Origin of the sequence: Anaerotruncus rubiinfantis (assembly GCF_900078395.1) — a bacterium.
Taxonomy (GTDB): domain Bacteria; phylum Bacillota; class Clostridia; order Oscillospirales; family Ruminococcaceae; genus Anaerotruncus; species Anaerotruncus rubiinfantis.
On sequence record NZ_FKLA01000009.1, the window covers coordinates 1,258,475 to 1,278,993 of the forward strand.

The 20,519-nt window shown below is 55.8% G+C and carries 21 protein-coding genes and 1 other annotated feature; of the genes, 14 read left to right on the forward strand and 7 right to left on the reverse strand.

The window, feature by feature from the left end; genetic code table 11:
* Positions 1 to 212 precede the first annotated feature (212 nt).
* The 3 genes from BN4275_RS11510 (at position 213) to BN4275_RS11520 (ending at position 3,176) form a co-directional block, all read left to right on the forward strand.
* Positions 213 to 1,532, forward strand: coding sequence for a serpin family protein (locus BN4275_RS11510; RefSeq protein ID WP_161940201.1), 1,320 nt, complete (start codon positions 213 to 215; stop codon positions 1,530 to 1,532).
* A 92-nt stretch (positions 1,533 to 1,624) separates the two neighbouring features.
* Positions 1,625 to 2,158: an RNA 2',3'-cyclic phosphodiesterase gene (thpR, locus tag BN4275_RS11515; RefSeq protein ID WP_066458327.1), complete on the forward strand. Its 534-nt coding sequence runs from the start codon at positions 1,625 to 1,627 to the stop codon at positions 2,156 to 2,158.
* Positions 2,159 to 2,396: 238 nt separating this feature from the next.
* Positions 2,397 to 3,176 carry an HAD-IIB family hydrolase gene (locus BN4275_RS11520; RefSeq protein ID WP_066458328.1) on the forward strand — a complete coding sequence of 260 codons (780 nt, stop codon included), beginning with the start codon at positions 2,397 to 2,399 and terminating at the stop codon, positions 3,174 to 3,176.
* Between the two features lie 29 nt (positions 3,177 to 3,205).
* On the opposite strand, the gene BN4275_RS11525 is transcribed toward BN4275_RS11520, so the two are convergent.
* The gene (locus BN4275_RS11525; RefSeq protein ID WP_066458332.1) at positions 3,206 to 4,549 is read right to left on the reverse strand and encodes an MATE family efflux transporter; all 1,344 of its coding nucleotides are present in this window, start codon (positions 4,547 to 4,549) and stop codon (positions 3,206 to 3,208) included.
* 149 nt (positions 4,550 to 4,698) lie between these two features.
* Between BN4275_RS11525 and yfcE the strand changes: the two genes are divergently transcribed.
* Positions 4,699 to 5,244 (forward strand): phosphodiesterase, encoded by a 546-nt coding sequence (gene yfcE, locus BN4275_RS11530; RefSeq protein WP_066458334.1) that lies wholly within the window; start codon positions 4,699 to 4,701, stop codon positions 5,242 to 5,244.
* Positions 5,245 to 5,279: 35 nt separating this feature from the next.
* Positions 5,280 to 5,804 carry a transcription repressor NadR gene (locus BN4275_RS11535; RefSeq protein ID WP_066458336.1) on the forward strand — a complete coding sequence of 175 codons (525 nt, stop codon included), beginning with the start codon at positions 5,280 to 5,282 and terminating at the stop codon, positions 5,802 to 5,804.
* A gap of 68 nt (positions 5,805 to 5,872) precedes the next feature.
* On the opposite strand, the gene BN4275_RS11540 is transcribed toward BN4275_RS11535, so the two are convergent.
* On the reverse strand, positions 5,873 to 6,499 hold the full coding sequence (locus tag BN4275_RS11540; protein ID WP_066458340.1) for an RICIN domain-containing protein: 627 nt from the start codon (positions 6,497 to 6,499) through the stop codon (positions 5,873 to 5,875).
* Between the two features lie 245 nt (positions 6,500 to 6,744).
* Between BN4275_RS11540 and BN4275_RS11545 the strand changes: the two genes are divergently transcribed.
* Positions 6,745 to 8,052, forward strand: a complete 1,308-nt coding sequence (locus BN4275_RS11545; RefSeq protein WP_066458343.1) for an amidohydrolase — start codon at positions 6,745 to 6,747, stop codon at positions 8,050 to 8,052.
* A 57-nt stretch (positions 8,053 to 8,109) separates the two neighbouring features.
* Here the strand turns inward: BN4275_RS11545 and BN4275_RS11550 are convergent, their stop codons facing one another.
* Positions 8,110 to 8,565, reverse strand: a complete 456-nt coding sequence (locus tag BN4275_RS11550) for a metallopeptidase family protein (protein ID WP_066458351.1) — start codon at positions 8,563 to 8,565, stop codon at positions 8,110 to 8,112.
* 134 nt (positions 8,566 to 8,699) lie between these two features.
* On the opposite strand from BN4275_RS11550, the gene BN4275_RS11555 reads away from it, so the two are divergent.
* The 5 genes from BN4275_RS11555 (at position 8,700) to BN4275_RS11575 (ending at position 14,064) form a co-directional block, all read left to right on the forward strand.
* Entirely contained in the window at positions 8,700 to 9,356 is a 657-nt protein-coding gene (locus BN4275_RS11555; RefSeq protein WP_066458352.1) for a Crp/Fnr family transcriptional regulator, read from the forward strand.
* 38 nt (positions 9,357 to 9,394) lie between these two features.
* Positions 9,395 to 10,489, forward strand: a complete 1,095-nt coding sequence (locus tag BN4275_RS11560; RefSeq protein ID WP_066458353.1) for an ABC transporter substrate-binding protein — start codon at positions 9,395 to 9,397, stop codon at positions 10,487 to 10,489.
* Positions 10,464 to 11,252 (forward strand): ABC transporter permease, encoded by a 789-nt coding sequence (locus BN4275_RS11565; protein ID WP_066458356.1) that lies wholly within the window; start codon positions 10,464 to 10,466, stop codon positions 11,250 to 11,252. Before BN4275_RS11560 ends, BN4275_RS11565 begins: the two co-directional genes overlap by 26 nt.
* A complete protein-coding gene (locus tag BN4275_RS11570) occupies positions 11,249 to 11,845 on the forward strand; it encodes an ATP-binding cassette domain-containing protein (protein ID WP_066458359.1) in 597 nt (198 codons plus the stop codon). The genes BN4275_RS11565 and BN4275_RS11570 overlap by 4 nt, the downstream gene beginning before the upstream one ends.
* 166 nt (positions 11,846 to 12,011) lie before the next feature.
* Positions 12,012 to 12,295 (forward strand) — a binding site (T-box leader).
* Between the two features lie 92 nt (positions 12,296 to 12,387).
* A complete protein-coding gene (locus tag BN4275_RS11575; protein WP_066458363.1) occupies positions 12,388 to 14,064 on the forward strand; it encodes a carbon starvation CstA family protein in 1,677 nt (558 codons plus the stop codon).
* 57 nt (positions 14,065 to 14,121) lie between these two features.
* Here the strand turns inward: BN4275_RS11575 and crcB are convergent, their stop codons facing one another.
* The 4 genes from crcB to BN4275_RS11595 form a co-directional block, all read right to left on the reverse strand.
* Complete coding sequence (gene crcB / locus BN4275_RS11580; RefSeq protein WP_066458365.1) at positions 14,122 to 14,499, reverse strand: fluoride efflux transporter CrcB; 378 nt, start codon at positions 14,497 to 14,499, stop codon at positions 14,122 to 14,124.
* 30 nt (positions 14,500 to 14,529) lie between these two features.
* Positions 14,530 to 15,114 (reverse strand): sugar O-acetyltransferase, encoded by a 585-nt coding sequence (locus BN4275_RS11585; RefSeq protein WP_066458368.1) that lies wholly within the window; start codon positions 15,112 to 15,114, stop codon positions 14,530 to 14,532.
* A 143-nt stretch (positions 15,115 to 15,257) separates the two neighbouring features.
* A complete protein-coding gene (locus tag BN4275_RS17720) occupies positions 15,258 to 15,767 on the reverse strand; it encodes a hypothetical protein (RefSeq protein ID WP_242863646.1) in 510 nt (169 codons plus the stop codon).
* A 193-nt stretch (positions 15,768 to 15,960) separates the two neighbouring features.
* The gene (locus BN4275_RS11595) at positions 15,961 to 17,181 is read right to left on the reverse strand and encodes an AfsR/SARP family transcriptional regulator (protein WP_066458372.1); all 1,221 of its coding nucleotides are present in this window, start codon (positions 17,179 to 17,181) and stop codon (positions 15,961 to 15,963) included.
* Between the two features lie 227 nt (positions 17,182 to 17,408).
* Between BN4275_RS11595 and BN4275_RS11600 the strand changes: the two genes are divergently transcribed.
* Genes BN4275_RS11600 through BN4275_RS11610 form a run of 3 tightly spaced genes read left to right on the forward strand, consistent with a single transcriptional unit; the run spans position 17,409 to position 20,443 of the window.
* Complete coding sequence (locus tag BN4275_RS11600; RefSeq protein WP_066458375.1) at positions 17,409 to 18,275, forward strand: sortase; 867 nt, start codon at positions 17,409 to 17,411, stop codon at positions 18,273 to 18,275.
* Positions 18,276 to 18,307: 32 nt separating this feature from the next.
* Complete coding sequence (locus BN4275_RS11605; protein ID WP_242863648.1) at positions 18,308 to 19,357, forward strand: transglutaminase-like domain-containing protein; 1,050 nt, start codon at positions 18,308 to 18,310, stop codon at positions 19,355 to 19,357.
* A gap of 33 nt (positions 19,358 to 19,390) precedes the next feature.
* Positions 19,391 to 20,443, forward strand: coding sequence for a type II secretion system F family protein (locus BN4275_RS11610; protein WP_066458378.1), 1,053 nt, complete (start codon positions 19,391 to 19,393; stop codon positions 20,441 to 20,443).
* Positions 20,444 to 20,519: the final 76 nt, after the last annotated feature.

The following is a 20,519-nucleotide window of genomic DNA, read 5'->3' on the forward strand; positions in this document are numbered from 1 at the left end:
CTTTTCGTTAGGATTTTATATAGTATAGCATAATCGCGCGGTGGTTCCTAGTCTGGAATTTGCCAGCGGTGGATTTTGATGACAGACTGGCTGGCACGGAATGATGCAGAAATCCCCACCCGGATTGGAGTGGAGATTTCTTCTTGCGGGATGCATGATTTTCAAAAAAAATTGCCACTTTTCTGGTGAAAGCCATGAAAGGGGAACTGGATATGAAATGGCAGAAACTTTGGATTTATCCGCTTTGCCTGTCGATGCTGCTGACAGCCTGCGCGCCCGCGCCGGTTTCGTCCAGCGAGCCGCAGCAGGCGGTGAATAGCGGGGAAGCGTCAGAACCGGCGGCGCCCGCGCCATCCGGCGCGTCCGCCGCTTCGTCTTCCGAACCCGGATCGCAAAAGACCGAAAAACTGCCCGCTGCGGTGGGCGGCGTGCTTGACGCGCAGGGTGTCGGCGCGGTGAACGGATTTGGCTTCCGGCTGTATGAACAGCTTTATAAGGAGGATGAAAACACCTTCCTGTCGCCGGTGAGCATCTATCTTGCATTCGGGATGCTGCAAAACGGCGCGGCAGGGGAAAGCGCCGAACAGCTCGGGAGCCTGCTTGGACAACAGGATACCGCCGTGCTGAACGCATTCTGCCAGCAGCTGCAAAAACAGCTCCTGGAGGAACGCGGGGAGACCGATATGCGGCTTTCCAATTCGCTTTGGATGCGGGAGAGCGCCGCTAAGGATATCCGGCAGGAGTTTGTGGACGCCGTGCAGTCGGCTTTCAGCGCACATGTGGAAGCGCTCGATTTTGACAGTGCCGAGGCTGCCGGGAAGATCAACAACTGGATCAAAAGCAATACCAACGGCCTGATTGAAAAGCTGATTGAAGGGGAAATTGATCCGAACACGGTTATGTATCTGGTCAACACGATCTATTTCAAAGCGCAGTGGGAGGATGCCTTCGATCCCGGCCGTACGCGGGAACAGGATTTCCATGCGCCGTCCGGGGATATCAAGGTGCAGATGATGCGGCGCGAGGCAAACTTTGATTATCTGGAAAACGACCAGTATCAGGCAATCCGGCTGCCATATAAGGATGGAAAGACTTCTATGATTGTCCTGCTGCCGCGGGAGGGTGAAACGAATTTTCTCAAGACGGTAAACGCCGGGCTCATCGAAAGTGTGCTTGCGGATCTCGTATCGCGTAAGGTGTTCTTCGAGATGCCGAAGATGGATCTGCAGTATGGCACCAGCCTGATCGATGCGATGAAGGCGCTGGGTGTGACCGACGTGTTCGGGGAAAACGCGGATTTGAGTGGTATCACCGGCGACCAGAGCCTCTATGTGAGCAGCGCGGTCCATAAGACGGCGCTTAAGGTCGATGAGGAGGGCACCGAGGCCGCCGGCATGACCGGGCTTGGGATCGCTGGCAAATCGATGGCGCTCGATCAGACCGTAATGGTCTGCGACCGCCCGTTTTACGCCGCGATTGTGGACAATGAAACCGGGCTCATCCTATTCGGCGGGGCAATTATGAGTCCATAAAAACAAAGTGAAAATACCGTCCGGCGATTTTGCCGGACGGTATTTTTGTGCTATGATATTTGCAGCTGTTTTGATGGAAAGGGGGAAACGCCATGCGGCTTTTTATCGCGGTGAATCTGTCCGGGGAGGCTGGGGAACAGTTCTGCCGGACAATCGGGCATTTGCGCAAACTGGCTGTGCGCGGCAGCTTTACCCGGCGGGAAAACCTGCATCTGACCCTTGCGTTCCTTGGAGAAACCGCAGAGGTGGATACGGCCAAAGCGATCCTGGATGCGGTGGGGCGATTTGGACCGATTCCGCTTGTCTTTTGCGGGATTGGGAGCTTTTCCGGACGCGGATCGGAAAAACTCTACTGGGCCGGGGTGGAAAAATCGAGCCCTTTGTATGATTTGCAGGCAGAGCTCTGCAAAAATTTGCGGGAGGCGGGCTTTGCGCTCGAGAGCAGGCCCTTTTGTCCGCATATCACCCTCGGCAGAGAGGTGATTCTCGCGCCAGGCGTCGATGCAAAAAGGCTGGAAAGGCTTATGGAGCCGGTTGCCATGCAAGCGGAGCGGGTCAGCCTGATGCGTTCCGACCGGGTTGGAGGGGAAATTGCCTATACGCCTGTTTACGAGCGGCTGCTTTGATGCGGTACAGTCCGGATGAGGCAATTTCAACAGAATATCCGGCGATACGCCGCGCAGATTCTCCGCGCGGCGTATCGGATTTCCATGTCCGGATATGGTACAATATCCGCAGGGACAAGAGGCGGGGCCGTTGGCCGCGCGGCTTGGCGCTCCGCTGCGGTCCAATCTTGTTGGAAAGCCATTTGCGGCCGGGATGGGAAGCTTCCATCCCCATTTTAGAGGAAATCGGAGGATCGGTATGATCAAGTTAATTGCCAGTGATCTGGATGGTACGCTTTTGCAGAACGGCGCGCAGAAGCTGAATCCGGAAGTTTTCCCGCTTATCCGGGAGCTGCGCCGCAAAGGGATCGTCTTTGCCGCGGCAAGCGGCAGACAGTATCCGAATCTGCGCAGGCTGTTTTCACCGGTGTGGCAGGATATGATTTTTCTGGCGGAGAACGGTGCGCTGATGATGCAGCACGGGGAAGTGATCGCATCGTATCCCGTCGCGCGGGAAACCGGCCTTGCGATTATCCGGGACATCGAAACCTATGGACGCTGCGAGGTGCTGCTTTCGGGAAAACACACCTCCTATCTGCACACAAGATCCAAAGATTTGGCCGCCGCGCTGCTCTATGACACCCGCAACGCTGTGACGATTGTGGATGATTTTGCGCAGGTGGACGAACCTTTCCTGAAAATTTCAGCATTCGATCCGGAAGGTATCGAACATGCGGCGGCGCATTTCCAGGAGAGATGGGGCGGCGTGGTTTCGGCGGCTGTTTCGGGCGAGGAATGGATGGATTTCACGGTTGCCAACAAAGGTGGGGCCATCCGGCTTTTGCAGCAGAAATTCGGCTTTCAAAAGGCGGAAATGATGGCTTTTGGAGACAATTACAACGACCTGCAGATGCTGGAGGCTGTTGGGCATGGCTATATCATGGAGAACGCAGCCGAACCGCTCAGGGAGCGCTTTCCGCTGCATGCCAAACGTGTGGAGGATACACTGGCAGCCTTCCTGGAGGGAAGGCTGTTATAAAAAAGGCGGCTGCTGGGCAGCCGCCTTTTTTATAGTTCCTCGCGGAAAAGCCTCTTTTTCCAGATCCCGCTTGCATAAAAAGCATACGAAAGCGCTGCCGCAATCGTCCAGCCGACCGGCCAGGCGATCCAGATGCCGACGGAGCCAAGCCGCGCGGCCAGCACAAAGGCCAGCACCACCCGTAAAATGAGATCGGAAAAGGTGGCGATCATAAAGGGCGCCATTGCGCCGGAGCCGCGCAGGACGCCATCTGCGATGAGTTTGACTGAAACGACAAAATAAAATGGTGAAACTACGCGCAGGAAGGCGGAACCCGCCGCAATCACGTCGGTATTCTCGGCATCGAGGAAAATACCCATCATTTGTCCGCTGAATACAAAAAAAGCCGCGAAGAAACAGCTTACCACGCACAGTACCATAATGAGCCCGGCTGTGAAGCCACGGCCAATCCGATCGAGTTTTCCGGCGCCGATGTTCTGCGCCGTGAAGCTGGAAAGCCCGTTTGCGAGGGTGGTGAAAGAGGTGATTGCAAAAGTGTTGAGCTTGCCCGCAGCCGAGAAGCCCGCGACCACTGCCGCGCCGAAGGTGTTCACCAGCCCCTGCACAAACAGGTTGCCGACTGAGATAAAGCTCTGTTGCAAAATGCTCGGCACGGCAATGACCGCGACACGTCCAAGCATCGGGAAAGAAAACCGTTCAACCGCGCCCCCGGAGGGGACCGCCCGCAGCCGGAAAACGAGCGCCGCGAGCGCTGAGGCCGATGAAATCCCCTGTGCCAGAAAGGTGGCCCATGCCACGCCTGCCACCCCAAATTTAAAAACGATCACAAAAACAAGGTCGAGCAGGATATTGCCGAGTGACGAGGCGATCAGGAAATATAACGGGGTGCGGGAGTCGCCGAGCGCGGTGAAGATTCCGGTGCAGATATTATAGAGAAACAGGAAGAGAAGCCCGCCGGTATAGATGCGCAGATAGAGCTCCGCGTCTGAAAAGATCTCCTGTGGGGTATGCAGGAGCCGCATCAGCGGGCCGCAGAACCAAAATCCCGACAGGGTGAGCAGAAAACTGAGCGCCGCGCTCGCAATAAGAGAAGTGCTGACGGCGGTTTTCATCTTGCTGAAATCCTTTGCGCCGAACAACTGTGAGATCACGACCGAGCAGCCGATATTGGAACCGGTCGCAACCGCCATGAAGATCATTGTGACCGGAAAGGAGGCTCCAACCGCGGCGAGCGCGTCCATGCCGACATACTGCCCGGCGACGATGCTGTCCACAATGTTATAGAGCTGCTGGAAGACCACGCTCAGCAGCATGGGGATGGAAAACCGCCAGAGAATTTTGGCGGGGGAACCTTCGGTCATATCGGTGAGCATTTCCGAACCTTCTTTACAATTAAATCCCGAACCATTATACTACGATGGAACCGGTTGGAAAAGCTTTTTGGCGTAAAAATGCACGGGGTAATTGACGGAATTTTCACATTGTCGTACAATGGAATAGAAATCAATCCAGGAGGTTCCTTATGAAACTGATGATTGCGTCCGACATTCATGGATCGCTCTATTATTGTGAAAAGATGATCGCATGCTGGAAAACAGAACGGCCCGAAAAACTGATTCTGCTCGGGGATTTGCTCTATCATGGGCCGCGTAACGATCTTCCGCGCGACTATAATCCCAAGGCGGTGATTGCGCTGTTAAACGGTATGAAGGACGAGCTGCTCTGCGTGCGCGGCAACTGTGAGGCCGAGGTCGACCAGATGGTGCTGGATTTCCCGGTTATGGCGGAATATATGGCGCTTTGGCTCGACGGACGGATGGTTTTTGCCACCCACGGACATCATTTCAACAAAGGGGCGCTTCCTCCGCTCAAAAGGGGCGACATCCTGCTGCATGGCCATACCCATGTGCAGGCGATGGAAGCGGTTGGGGACTATGTTTACCTGAACCCCGGTTCGGTCGCGATTCCGAAGGAGGGAAACGCCCACAGCTATATGACCTATGAGGACGGCTTGTTCACCATCAAGGATCTCAGCGGGAACGAGATCAGGAACTATAGCATCCGCTGACAGAAAGCGGACGATCAAAAAAGGCGGTGATGGAAATGGTCGCTTCCGAGCGGCGTGAAAAAATCAAAGAACTTCTGATGGCGGCGGGCCAGCCCGTCAGCGCAAGTGTACTTGCAAAGCAGATGGGTGTCAGCCGGCAGATCATCGTGGGGGATATCGCGCTCCTGCGCGCTTCCAATTTGACAATATCTGCCACCCCGCGCGGCTATATCCTTGCGCAGCAATCCGAACGGGAGCGTTGTTATACGGTCGCCTGCAAACATGGACAGGACCAGATTGCGCAGGAGCTGTACGCGGTGGTCGATAACGGCGGCGGTGTTATCGACGTGGTGGTCGAACATGCGGTCTACGGCCAGATTTCCGGCCAGCTGCACGTTTTTTCCCGCTACGACGCGGACTCCTTTCTGAGAAAGCTGCGCGCGAGCAGCGGTACGCCGCTTTCCGCATTGACCGGCGGCGTGCACCTGCACACCATCTCCTGCCCGGATCAGGAAACTTTCCGCCGCATCTGCGCGGCGCTCGCGGAAAAAGGCATCCTGTTTGAAAATTCTATACACTGAATCCCAAAGCGATTTTTTCGCGTATAAAAGGAGCGTCCCATCAGGGACGCTCCTTTGTAATCTGCGGATTACTTTTCAGGTTCCGCGGCGGCTTTTTTAGCCGGTGCTTTCGCGGCCCTTTTTGCAGCGGGTTTTTCCGCCTTTGCAGAGGTTTGCGCTTTGGTGGCGGGCTTTTTCGTAGCGGGCTTTTTCGCAGCCGGTTTCTTGTCAGCGGGTTTTTCTGATTTTTCGGCGGTTTTTTTAGCGGGCTTTTCGGCAGCCGGAGCCGGTTCGATCGTCCACTGCTGATTCATGCCGTCCACGTCGTCCCAAATCTGGATGTTCGCGCCGTATGCGGCGACCATTGCCACAATGTCAAGGCAACGCCCGGATTTTTTTGATTTGATGCGGACATAACCGTCGAGATCGTGTTCCAGATACCACTGCTGGGTATCGGTGGGCAGATCCTCCCACTGGTGGACCCAGGAGCCGCACTCGGTGCCGCCGTAGACGACGTCCAACGCCTTCCCGGAAAGTTTGTTAATCAGCTTGAAGGATGACTCGCCGCCGATGGCCTGCCATTGCTGCGCGTCGCTGCCGTCCTTATCCTGCAGCTGCACCAGGGCGCCGTTTTCCAAGCTCGCGTTTTCAATCCCAAGGGCCTTTTTGTTCACACGGGAAAGGATCAGGTAATACTGGTTTTTCTTGAAAGCCATCCTGTTCACACTCCTTAAGCAGTTGGTAGTTAATTTGCATATTTAAATTATACCCGCTCTGTTTAGATTGTCAAACGATTCCTGAAATTTACAGAGGATTCACCGACTTGGACAAACAGCAACGCATTTTATTAGTGGAATCACACAATTAAAATGGAAATATATTGAAAATAAAGGGAATTGACCAAACAGGCCAAGGAGAGTAAAATGGGAGCGTCAAAAAATAAAGCGGTGAGGTGACTGATTTGGACCCGATTGAACAGCGGATTCTTACGATTATCGATGAAAAAACGCCGGAACTGTATCGGTTTGCAAATGATATTTATTCCCGCGGGGAGCCCGGCTTCCGGGAATTTTGTACTGCTGGAAAAATTGCGCGGCAGTTTAGGGCGCTTGGCCTGCCGGTAGCGGAAGGGTTGGCGGTCACCGGCGTGAAGGCGCGGCTTGGCAGCGGCAGGGGTCCGACAGCGGCGGTCATCAGCGAGCTGGATGGGATCCGCTGCGCGGAGCATCCCTTTGCGAATCCGGAAAACGGTGTGTCGCATGCCTGCGGGCATCATGCGCAGATGACCGCGATGCTTGGCGCGGCGATGGCGCTTACCGACCCAGAGGTGCGCGAAGCGCTTGACGGCGACGCAGTCTTTTTCGCGGTGCCCGCGGAGGAGCATGTCGACGCTCCTATACGCCGGGAGCTGCGCGAGGCCGGGAAGATCCGTTTTAACGGCGGCAAGAGCGAGCTGATCCGGATTGGCGCGTTTGACGATGTGGATGTGGCGCTTACCACCCATGTTCATATGGTCGAATGCGGCAGTGATCTGTTGCTTGGAAATCTTTCCTGCAATGGTTTTGTTGCAAAGACGGTCGTTTTGCATGGCAAGGCGGCGCACGCGGCGAATGCGCCGCATCTCGCTGTAAACGCGCTCAATGCAGCCAGTTTGGGGCTTTCCGCCATCGGGATGCTGCGGGAAACCTTTCGGGAGCAGGATTATGTCCGTGTGCATCCGATCATCACGAAAGGCGGAAGCGCAGTCAATGTCGTGCCGGACGAGGTACGGTTGGAGATGCAGGTGCGCGCGAAGACGCTTGGCGCGATGCGCGCGGCAAGCGAAAAGGTCGACCGGGCATTCACCGGCGCGGCGTATGCGATCGGTGCGACTGCCGAAATTCTGGACGAACAGGGGTATCTGCCGATCATCGCGCGGGAGGCGGACGAGGTCCTTTTGAAATCGGCCGCGCTGCTCGAGGACGTGAGCTGGGAGCCGGTGGATATCATCCGCCACAACACCGCATCCACCGATGTGGGCGACCTGACGCATCTGCTGCCGGTCGTGAACTTCACCCACGGCGGATTTTCCGGATCATTGCACAGCCAGGATTTCACCATTACCGACGAATATAAAGCCCTGGCCGTTCCGGCCAAGCTGATGGCGCTTACCGTTTATCAGCTGCTCCGGGACGGCGGAAAGGAAGCCCGCCGAATCAAAGCGGAGTTCCAGCCGGTGTTTACAAAGGAAAGCTATACGGCTTATGTGGAAGGACTCGACAAAAAATAATAGAAAAACAGCCGCAAAAACGGCTGTTTTTTTGCTTATTGGCCGTTGGCCGGTATATTAAAATGACTTACGGCGAAACCGCAGGCCTTCGCGAAGACCGTTTTCATGCGCCTGCCGGGCGGCTTCACCGGGTGCGCGGTGCGCGGCGTCCTGCCGGAAGTATTCTTCGAGCTGCCGCTTGTCCTCCAGGATGAGCCCGTCCTCACCGGCGAGCGATTCGATGTGATGCCGGAATTCGTGGCGCAGTGTTTTACGCAGCTCGCGCTTGAGCGCCAGTGGGGCGAGATGGCCGAATACCCGTTCAAACGAGCCATAATAAAGAAAGACCGCCCGGCCGAGGAACCCGCCCGAATGGTACTCCCCAAGGATATAGAGATCATCGGCGCGGGCTGCCGGATTCGGTTTTGCCTCGGGCAGCAGGCTTACGCCGCCGTTGAGCTCGGCAAAAAAAGGCTCCGGCAGTTCATCAAGCAGTTCAGAAAGCATCTCCTGCATTTCGTCGATCGAAATCATCGCGGCCTCCTTGCGGTTTTGATGTTCCCAGCATAGCATGTTTGTGGCTTTGACGCAACTGCGGCTTGACAGAAAATACTTCCATGATATAATGAATCTGTATCAAATGAGACAGTTTTGGGGAGGAGTGCCTTGTGTCGCTGACAAACCGGCAAAAACAGCTGCTGCTCGGCAGTTTCCTGTTTGAGCAGATCCCCCCGCAGCTGGTGGAGGGATTCCTTGACGAGCTGCATGCCGAAAGCTTTGCGGCTGGCGCAGAAATCTATACAGCCAGCGCGTTCGCCCGCTCGGTGGGGTTCGTTACCAAAGGCGCGGCGGTTGTTCACAATGCGTCTGGCGTGCTGCTCAACACACTTGACGCCGGAAACTGCTTTGGAGTGGCGGCGCTTTTCTCGCCGGAAGAGGACTATATCGCAACGGTTTCAGCCAAAACGGCGGCACAGGTTGTTTTCATCACCGACCGGCAGCTGACCGGACTTTTTGCAGAGTTTCCGCAGACAGCGGTCAACTACATCGCGTTTCTTTCCTGCCGTATCCGGTTCCTCAATCGTAAGATTGAGCGTTTTACCGCGCCGAGCGCGCTGGAGGCCCTGCGCTTTTACCTGCTGGAGAATGAACAGGAAGGCACGGTGGTCGTTTCTCAGGGTTATGCACAGCTCGCCCGCCAGCTCAACATCGGCCGCGCTTCGCTTTACCGGAGCCTCGACGTGCTGGAGAAACGGGGGATTATCCGCCGCGCTGAGAAGACGGTTGCGGTTCGCATCCCGGCAGCCCTGAAACATCCATTCTGACAAAAATAATTTCCAATTGCATAAGGAGGACCTGTCCTATGAAAAAACGATCCGTCATTTTGCTGGCGCTCGCATTGACCCTTTCCTTTGCCGCCTGCGGCCAGGCAAAAGCCCCGTCTTCTTCCGTCATGCCTGAGAGTGCGCCCGCTTCCTCTGGAACAGCTGAGCCGGCTTCTGCCGAACCTGCCCTATCCGAAGCTCCCGCTCCGGCAGGACCCGTATTCACCATCCCCACCGACGATGTGGAGGTGCGCGTTGCGGCGCTCAAGGGCCCGACCGCGATCGGTATGGTCAAGCTGATGGAGGAAGCTGACGGCGAAGACCTTTCAAACTACAAATTCACGATGGCGGGCGCGCCGGATGAGATCGTCGGAAAAATCATCCAAGGAGAATTTGACATCGCTGCCGTGCCCACCAACCTTGCCGCAACCCTTTATAACAAGACCGAGGGCAAAGTGAAGCTCGCGGCGCTCAATACAATGGGAATCCTGTATGTTGTGGAAAACGGCGATACCATCCAGTCGATCGCCGACCTTGCCGGCAAGACGGTCTATTCGACCGGAAAAGGTTCCGTGCCGGAATTTGCGTTCAACTATATCCTTGCGCAGAACGATATCCTCGGGGAGGTAACCGTCGAATACAAGTCCGAGCACACCGAGCTTGCAAACCTGCTCGCGGCGGGCCAGGCGGATCTGGCGGTACTGCCGCAGCCGTTTGTCACCACCGTCACCATGCAGAATCCGGACATCCGCGTGGCGCTTGACCTGACTAAGGAATGGGATGCGGTTTCTGGCGGCGCGGGCGGCCTGACAATGGGCTGCATCGTCATCCAGCAGCAGTTCATCGAAGAACATCCCGAAGCGGTCAAGGCCTTTCTGGAAAACTACAGGGCCTCGGTCGAATTCGTGACCGACCCTGCCAATCTCGATGCGGCGGCTGAACTGGTTGTGGCGCGGGGCATCATCCCCAAAGCGCCGATCGCAAAAGCCGCAATCCCCGAATGCAGCATCGTATTCAAAACCGGTGAGGAGATGAAGACGATCGCCAGCGGATTCTATCAAGTGCTGTTCGACGCGGACCCCCAGTCAGTAGGAGGCAAGCTGCCGGATGAAAACCTCTACTTCCTCGGATAAACACCCGTTCCCGACAAGAATCATTGTGATCGTCCTCTGGCTGCTCCTGTGGCAGGCGGCTTATCTCGCTGTGGGGGAGGACCTTTTGCTGGCCTCTCCCGCAGCCACCCTTGTCCGGGTGGCCCAGCTCGCCGTGAGCGGCAGCTTTTGGGGAATCATCGTCCAAAGCCTCGGCAGGATCCTTACAGGATTCCTGTTGGGGCTCGTTTGCGGTACGGCGGTTGCTTTTGCCACCGCGCATTCCAGATGGGCTCACGCATTCGTTTCACTGCCGATGAATATCATCAAGGCAACGCCGGTCGCTTCCTTTGTGATCCTTGCGCTTGTGTGGATCAGCGGGAAAAACCTTTCGGTTTTTATCGCTTTCCTGATGGTGCTGCCGCTCGTGTGGTCAAATGTCCATCAGGGAATCAAAAGTACCGATCCGAAGCTTTTGGAAATGGCAAAGGTGTTCCGGCTGCCGCACGCCTCGGTTCTGCGTTCAATCACCGTGCCGGCGGCGCTTCCGTATTTTTTATCGGCCGCGCGGGTGGGACTTGGATTTTCGTGGAAAGCGGGCATCGCGGGCGAAGTCATTGCCATTCCCACGGCTGCGATCGGCACCCAGCTCTACAATGCAAAGGTCTACCTCGAAACGGCCGACCTGTTTGCTTGGACAGCGGTGATTATCCTGCTGTCGGTGCTGCTTGAACGGATGATGCTGGTGGGTTTTGACGCGCTGACCAAGCGCCTGAGCCGTATGAAGCGGGAGGTGCGGGAATGAAGATCATATGCAGGGATGTTTCCTTTTCCTACGGTGAAAAGCAGATCCTGCGGGGCCTGAATTTTACGCTGCAGCCCGGCAGCCGAACCGCTCTGATGGGGCCGTCCGGCTGCGGAAAAACGACCTTGCTGCGCCTGCTTGCCGGGCTTGAACGCCCGGACACGGGAAGCATCGCAGGGCTTCCGCCGGAAGGGGTTGCGATGGTGTTTCAGGAAAACCGGCTGGTCGGACAGCTGACCCTTTTGGATAATCTTTCATTGGTAGCACCGCGCCGGCCGGCGCGGGAGCTGGAAACGCTGCTTTTGGAATTGGGGCTTGGGGAGGAAGCGGGGCGTTACCCAGCGGAACTTTCCGGCGGGATGAAGCGCCGCGCGGCGATCGCGCGGGCGGCGGCCTTTCAAAGCCCGCTGATGCTGCTTGACGAGCCGTTCACCGGACTTGATGAGCAAAACAGGGAGCGCGCCGCGCGGTTCCTTCTGCACCATGCGCGGGGCCGGGTCCTGTTTGCTGTGACCCACGATCCGGCCGAGGCGCGGCTTTTGGACGCCCAAATTTTGCAGATGCGGGACTTAGGGCGAAATGACGAAAAATAAGCCTGATTGCTTAGCAACTTATACAATAAATTTTGCTGAAAAGCGTTTTTGATTGGCCCGGATTTTTGTAGAAAAGGGAATAATATTGCAATATTTCAGAAAAAGTGTGAAAAGCGCATTGACGCACCGCGCAAATGTTGTTAGAATCATCACAATACAGAATCATGCAAATGCGATGAACAGGAATGGTTTCTGGAAGTTTCCGCCACAGAGAGCCGCCATCCGCTGAAAGGCGGCGTGAAAGCCCGGAGATTGATCCCCTGCGAGCAGTCAGCTGAACGGGAAACCCAGTAGGTGTGACCGGATTTCCACCGTTAACGGGAAACATATTCAACAACGAAACCGTGTTGCTTTGAGGTGGCCGCGCGGTCGGATTGTTCGATATGGCAGAGCGGCCGTGTACGTACGGCAACAAGAGTGGTAACGCGGGGCTTCGGCTTCGTCTCTTAAAAGTTTTAAGGGACGGGGCCTTTTTTGCGTTTCGGTTCTGTAACAGCAACTGTTTTACCGGCTGTAAAACAGAAGATTTGGAGGAAATCAAAATGAACGGCTTAACAATCATGGCAATCTCCCTGGTGGTGCTGGGCGGCGCGTATCTGGTCTATGGGCGCTACCTTGCAAAAACCTGGGGCGTAGACCCGAAAGCCAAGACCCCGGCCTATGAACTGGAGGACGGGGTGGACTATGTTCCCGCGGATGCCAATGTGGTCTTTGGACACCAGTTCGCTTCGATCGCGGGCGCGGGCCCGATCAACGGCCCGATCCAGGCGGCGATCTTCGGCTGGGTGCCGGTTCTGCTCTGGTGCCTGCTGGGCAGCGTCTTTTTTGGCGCGGTGCAGGACTTTTCCGCCATGTACGCCTCGGTGAAAAACAAAGGCCATTCGATCGGCATCATCATTGAAATGTATATCGGCAAGGTCGGCAAGAAGCTGTTCCTGCTTTTCTGCTGGCTCTTCTGCATCCTTGTGGTCGCCGCCTTCGCGGACATCGTCGCGGGCACCTTCAACGGTTTTGCCGCGGATGGCGCGATGATCGACGCGAACGGCTCGGTTGCAACCACCTCAATCCTCTTTATCGCTGCGGCGGTGGGGCTCGGGATGTTCCTCAAGTATTCAAAACAGAAAACCTGGATCAACACCACGGTGGCGCTTGTGCTGCTGGTTGCCTGCATTGCGCTGGGGCTTGCGTTCCCGATCCACCAGACCACTGGTTTCTGGCATATTTCGATCTTTATCTACATCTTTATCGCGTCGGTTGTTCCGGTCTGGGCGCTGCTGCAGCCGCGTGATTACCTCAACAGCTATCTGCTGGTCGCGATGATTGTCGCCGCGATTGTGGGTATCTTCGTCTATAACCCGTCGATCAACCTTTCCGCTTTCAACGGCTTCGTGGTAAAAGGTCAGTACCTGTTCCCGACCCTGTTCGTCACCATTGCCTGCGGCGCGATCTCCGGTTTCCATTCGCTCGTATCGTCGGGCACCGCATCCAAACAGATTAAAAATGAAAGGGATATGCTGCCGGTTTCATTCGGCGCCATGCTGCTCGAAGGCATGCTGGGCATCATCGCGCTGATCTGTGTGGCATTCCTTGCCTCCGGCGCAACCCTGCCGGAAGGAACCCCGCCGCAGGTCTTTGCAAGCGCAATCGCAACCTTCCTCACCAAGCTGTCGATCCCTGAATCGGTTTCCACCACCCTGATCCTGCTGGCGGTTTCCGCGTTCGGGCTCACCTCGCTCGATTCGGTGGCGCGTATCGGCCGCCTCTCTTTCCAGGAATTTTTCGCCGATCCGGACGCTGATCCGGCGAACCTCAGCCCTGCGATGAAGCTCGCTTCGAATAAATATTTTGCCACAGTCATTACGCTGGTGCTCGCGTTCATCCTCGCAAAGATGGGCTATGCAAATATCTGGCCGCTGTTCGGCTCGGCCAACCAGCTGCTCGGCGCGCTCTCGCTGATCGCCTGTGCGGTTTTCCTCAAACACACCAACCGCAAAGGCTTCATGCTCTGGATCCCGATGGTCTGCATGCTGGCGGTCACCTTCACCGCGCTCACCATGAAGATTGTCCAGCTTGCCACCGGCCTTTCCGCCTCGGCCAATGCCTTTGGGGACGGCCTGCAGCTTGTCTTTGCAGTCCTTCTCTTCGCGCTTGGCGTTGTGGTCGCTTTCCAGGGTATTCGCAAGCTGACCGAAAAGACCGGCGCAAAAGCCGCTGCGTAATTGTAATGATTAAAAAGGCGCGCACCGCTACACGGTGCGCGCCTTTTCGCGTTTGGGTCAGATGGCCGGGGAGAGGGAAACCGCCAACAGCCGGCCGAGGAACACGCCGAACACGCAGGAAAGGACGCTTAGGACGGCATAAAGGCTCCCAAGCACGGCCTGTCCGCCTTCGAGCAGGGTTAGGGTTTCCAGCGAGAAGGTGGAAAAGGTGGTAAAGCCGCCGCAGAATCCAGTTTTTAAAAACAGGACGAGTTCGCGCGGCAGCTGTGGGAACCGTTCGGATACACCAATGACCAACCCAATCGCAATAGCGCCGAGCAGGTTGGTGAGAAAGGTGGCCAGCGGGAAATCTCCCGACAGCGGCAGCATGCCGAGCAGATAACGGAGGATCGCGCCGGCCGCGCCGCCGATCCCGATTAGCAGGCAGGTTTTCATTTTGGACACTCCTTTTGACAGCCGGTATGCTCAGGGACGGCCCATCTCCATACGGTCGGCCTCGGTGATCGGGCGCAGCACGCGGCAGGGAATGCCCACCGCGAGCACATCCGGCGGGATGTCCTTTGTGACCACGCTGCCGCTGCCAATGACCGCGTTATCCCCGATGGTTACCCCGGGATTGACAACCACGCCCGCGCCGAGCCAAACATTGTTGCCGATGGTGACCGGACGGCCGAATTCAAAACCGCTGTTGCGCTGTTCCGGGAGCAGCGGATGGGTCGCGGCGGCAATGACCACGTTTGGGCCAAACATCACATGGCTGCCAATTTGGATTTTCGCGCAGTCGAGCAGGGTGCAGTTGAAGTTTGCATAAAAACCGTCCCCCACCGCAATATTATAGCCGTAGTCACAATGAAACGGCGGTTCAAACCAGCAGTCATATCCCGCGTGGCCGAGCAGCTCCTCCAGAATTTTTGCATGCTCGTCCCAGGCGCCGGGCGGCAGAGCGTTGTAGCGCATGGTGAGGGAGCGGGCGCGCAGGCGGTCGGCGACGAGCTGTTCGTCTCCGGGATGATAGAACTCGCCGGACAGCATCCGTTCTTTTTCGTTCATGGAAGGCCTCCTTCCTTCCGGCGCGCCGGAAGGCTTAAATTGATATCATTATATCCAATTGGCGGCCGCACATCAAGCGAAACCAGCGGCGCAGGAAAAAAAGTCCACTGCCCGGTAAAGCCGGACAGTGGAGCGGAAATCATCTATTTTTCATTTTCAGGCTCTTTCTCCCAGCTGGCAAGCTCGACTGAATCGCCGCTCTCCTCTTCGAGCGCGTCGCTCATCAGCTTGATCATTTCCAGCGTGCTGCGAAAACGCCGGGTTTTTTTCTGGTCAGCCCATTGGATCGTTCCCTGCCAGGTGGCGTTCTGCCGGAACTGTACCTGGACGATAAAAGTGGCCTTTTGCCCTTTTTCAGTTTCAAAAATGCTGTCATCCATATAGCGTTGAACCTCCTTCGCTTTGGAACGTGCCGGCGGCGCGGTGTTTTCCTTCCGGAAAGAACGGTAGTCGAAATAAACCTGCGGAAAGGACAGGGCATCAAACAGCCGGTCCATCCGGGTCGCCATATCGATGACCCCATGGAACTCGATGGGATGCTCTGCGAACGGATTATAAAGGCGGCCGGCCATTTCTGCAACGAATGCCTGGTCAATGCAGACGAGCGTTCGGGTGACATTGCTGGGAAGCATTGTGGAACCACGAATCGGCAAGCAACAATCCCCCTTTATAATTTACTGTTTTTATTATTGCATGGAACGGTCATACGGCGGTCACAATTTCGAATCCAGACAAGATTTGATGTTGAGCAAATATGACCGCGTTTACAAAATGCGACAGAAACAGGAAAATCCAGCCAAAAACCGCCCGGCTGCGGTGAGCTTGCAGCCGGGCGGTGTCTGTTTTTCAGAGGATCGGGTCGAGGGGCTGTAAAGTAGTATGGAGCTTGACATCCTTCAGCTTGCATTCGGAACGGAACTTTTTACAGATCCGGCTGATAACCATCTCGCCATTTTCATAGGTAAGCGTAGGCAGCATGAGGACATATTGCGTCGAAGAAAAGCGGGAAATCACGTCGCCGCGGCGCAGGCTGGTACGCAGCGTTTCGAGCAGCTGGTCCATGATCCTGCTGAGCGTCTGCGGATCGGGAACCTCATCTTTCGAGTTGGTCACAGTGATGAGCCCGATAAAGACCGACTGGCCGGTGCGGGTGGCGGTGCGCGCTTCGAGCCGGTACATGTTTTTAAAGACCTCGTAGTCGCAGTAGAACGCGCCCTTGACGGCATTGCGCTCACTCAGGTCCTCCTTGATGATGCCCAGGTCGGTTTCGACATTGTTGACCGATTTGACAATCTCGCGGTAGAGGTTGCGCATGGCGTCGGAGGGCCTGACGCCGAGCTCCCGGTAGAACAGATCGGTCACATAGTTATAATGGGCGAGCGCCTCGCTCTGCTTATTCTGCTTGACCAGCGCGTGGATCAGGTGTTTATGCGCGCCTTCCTCAAATGGATCGATCACAATGGCCTGTTCGCAGATAATCCGGATGTCGTCGAACTTTTCCTGTTTGATGAGCAGCCTGATCGCCTCATAGACACATTTGAAATAGATCGACCGGTAATAGCCGGTGAGGGGGACAACCCACTCCTCGTAATTCGACCCGGGCAGGAAATCACCTTTGTAGAGATCGAGCGCCTTGCGGTACTGCTCGATCCTGAATTCGCTCGGCTGCTCCACATCCGAAGCGATTCGGAAGGTCTTTTCAAATTCTTCAATATCCACCACACAGGGAAGCTGGTTGTTCCAGCGGTAGGAACCGCGATGAAAAATGATAATCTCTTTGGCAAAGGGGATTTCGTGGTTGGTGAAGAGGTTGCGAATCCGGTAGATCAGGTTTTTGAGTGCATTGGCGGGATTTTCGCTGCCGTCATTCGGCCAGAGCGCTTCAATCAGCTCGTCCTGTGAAACCGTCTTGTTGCGGAATGCAATCAGATATTCCAGAAGGTTCCAGAGCTGGTGGGTTCGGTTGAGGGTGTCGCTGAGGACCTTATCCTGCACGGTTAGCTTAAATCCACCGAGCATGCTGATGTAAATGGTATTGTCCTGCGGCGGTTGAACAGACTGATCCATGACCGAATTCCTCCAAAAATAAAGCATTATGAATAAATAGTCGGATTCTCTCAAGCTAAGTTTATCATATTTTGGGTAAAAGTAAAGTTCTTTTTAGACGGAATTTGTGACCGCTTATTCAGATCAGAAAATCTTTTCGGCCGAATATGAGGATAAAATAGGCTTTGCTTTTTCTGTCAAAATGTATATAATAAAAACATCTAACGATATCCTGCGGGAGGTCTATAATGGAAGAAAATCCGAATCCCGTGAACCGGGAACAGAACGATACGTCCCCACAGTCAAAAAATCAGCTCCAAACACCCGCGCCGAAAAAGCCCAATGGGCGCAGAAACCGCCTGCTGCCTGCTTTGCTTGCGGTAATTGGTGCGGCGCTGTTGGGATATTGCGCATGGACGTTCCTCTTTGCCGGGCAGGGGGCTTCCGCGCCCGCGCCCTCCTCGGAAGCGCCGTCTGTTTCCGCCTCCGAACCAGAGCCGGAACCCGGCTCCTCCGAATCTGAACCGGCCGATCCGCTCGCACCGTACCGGGAACAGGTCTATCCGGTCGGCAAGCTGGTCGGCACGCACGGACGTTCCGCCTATGTGGATAAATCGATGGTTTTGCGTGTCCCGCGCCTGAACCTTGTCTCCGAGGTGCGGGGCGGCTCGGATGACGAGACGCTCAAGGGCGGCGTTGGGCTTTACGAATATGGACAGGTTCCGGGCGAAGGGAACCCGAATGTCAGTATCGCCGGCCACCGGGATATCTATGGTTGCGAATTCCTCGATATTCAGACGGTCACCGACGGCGATCTGATGTACCTCGATTATGAAGGCAAGGAATATGTCTATGAATACGAGGGCACTGAGATTATCCAGGCCGATGACTGGGACCCGATCCGCATCAAGGATTATAACCGTCTGACCCTCACCTCCTGCGACCCGATCGGGACACACCTCAACCGGATCGTCGTTACCGGCCGTCTCATCGCGGTGAACGACCTGCCGGAGGAACCCGCGCCTAGCGCGTCCGGAGAAAGCGAGACGCTGGAAACGTCCGGTGCGCCTGCCGAACTTTCGGCACCGGAAACCATGACAGAAGGTCAAACCTGACATTTTGAGCAACACAGCAAAGGGGTTGCTGTATGAATATGTTTCGTTCCAAACAAATGATATTGGCTTTGCTTGCGCTGATGCTTGCCGTTTTGACGGCGGGCTGTTCTTCTGTGTCCCAAAACAACCTCTCCAGCCAGCCGCAGGTTCCGCAGGCCTCCCGGCCGGTGCAGGACGGGCTGAACCCGTCCGAACAGGAGAACCAGCTGCTGCCGCAGGGCGGAGGGCTTACCGAAATCCTGGATGGGGAGGTCCCGATAGCGGCGCGTCCGGTGCAGACCACCATCCGCGTGCCGGATGCGTCCGGCGTGACGACCTATTCGGGCGGTGGGGTGACCATCGACGCTTCGAATGCTTTCGAAGGGTATGTGATGGTCAAGTGTTCGGCTGGCGGAAAGATCAAATTGCAGATTACCGGCAGCAACAAGACCACCTACACCTATGACCTTGGAAAAGGCGGCTATGAGGTATTTCCGCTGACCTCCGGAAGCGGAAGCTATTCGATCAAGGTCTTTAAAAATGTTTCCGGCAATCAGTACGCGCAGCTCTATTCAAAATCGATCAAGGTCGAGCTTTCGAGTTCGCTGCTGCCATATCTCTATCCGAACCAGTATGTGAATTTTTCCGCCGATTCCACCACCGTCCAAAAAGGAGCGGAGCTCGCCGCGGGAGCGGCGGACGACCTGGGCGTGGTGCAGGCAGTCTATAATTATGTGATCAGCAACATTACATACGATTACAACAAGGCTTCGTCGGTCAAGTCGGGCTATCTGCCGAAGGTGGACAGCGTCCTCGCTTCCGGTAAGGGGATTTGCTTCGATTACGCCGCGGTGATGGCGACCATGCTGCGCACCCAGAATATCCCCACGCGCCTGGAAGTCGGTTACGTATCGGGTGGCACCTATCATGCGTGGGTGAGCGTTTACCTCAAGGAGATCGGCTGGGTCAACGGGATCATCTATTTTGACGGCACCAGCTGGAAGCTGATGGACCCGACCTTTGCATCGAACGGCAACAGCAGTGACAGCATCATGCAGTTTATCGGCAATGGAAGCAACTACAGTACCAAGTATGTCTATTAGAATCTGCCTTACATAGAGGAAGGAGACCGGACCATGGCAAACAGGACGGGCGGGATGCTCTCCCCAAATGAAATCTCCACATTCTGCACCCAGATCGCAATGATCCTCAAATCGGGGATTCCGGTGAGCGAAGGCGTTGCAATTATGCGGGAGGATATGAAAAATTCCGATGGACAGCGGATCATCGGGGTGATCCAGGACCATGTGGAGGCGGGCGAACCGCTGCATATGGCGCTTGCCGCAACCGGCGTTTTTCCAAAATATGTGATCGATATGACCGAGATCGGCCAGCAGTCCGGCCGGCTTGATGAAGTCATGGATTCCCTCTGCGACTATTATGAGCGGGAGGAGAGTATCGCGCAGAGCGTCAAAAGCGCAATTACCTATCCGCTCATCATGATTGCGATGATGGTAATTGTCATCGGTGTGCTGATTGTAAAGGTTCTGCCGATTTTCGCGCAGGTGTTTGCACAGCTCGGCGCTGAGATGTCCGATTTTTCGGTGGGCATCATGAACTTTGGCAGCGCCGTCGGCCGGTATTCCGCGGTGATTGTGGGCGTGATCGCCGTGTTGGCGGCCGCCTATTTCGTGATGCGTGCGACCAAGGGGGGCCGCGACATGCTCAGTCGTTTCCGCGCGACCTTCTTCCTCACCCGCAAGCTGTCCGCCAAGATTGCTTCGGGACGGTTCGCTTCGGCCATGTCGCTGATGCTCTCGAGCGGGCTCGACACCGACCAGTCGCTCGAGATGGTCGGGCATCTGGTGGACAATGTGACCATCAGCGAAAAAATCGCCGCCTGCAAACAGTATATTGCCCAGGGCGTTTCCTTTTCGGACGCGCTGGCGAAAACAGAAATCTTTACCGGCGTCTATGCCCGGATGATTTCGGTTGGATTTAAAACCGGTTCTGTCGATACGGTCATGAAAAAGCTGGCCGACCGTTATGAAGATGAGATCGACGCGCAGATCGGCAACACCATTTCGATTTTGGAGCCGACCCTGGTGGCGGTGCTTTCCATTATAGTCGGCATGATCCTTTTGTCGGTGATGCTGCCGCTCATGGGCATCATGTCATCGATCGGCTAAAGGGCCGGTTTTCCCTTGCGGGCAAAGCCCGCAGGCCCGCCGCCTCTGGCGGCGGTGCGGCGAAGCCGGTGAAAAC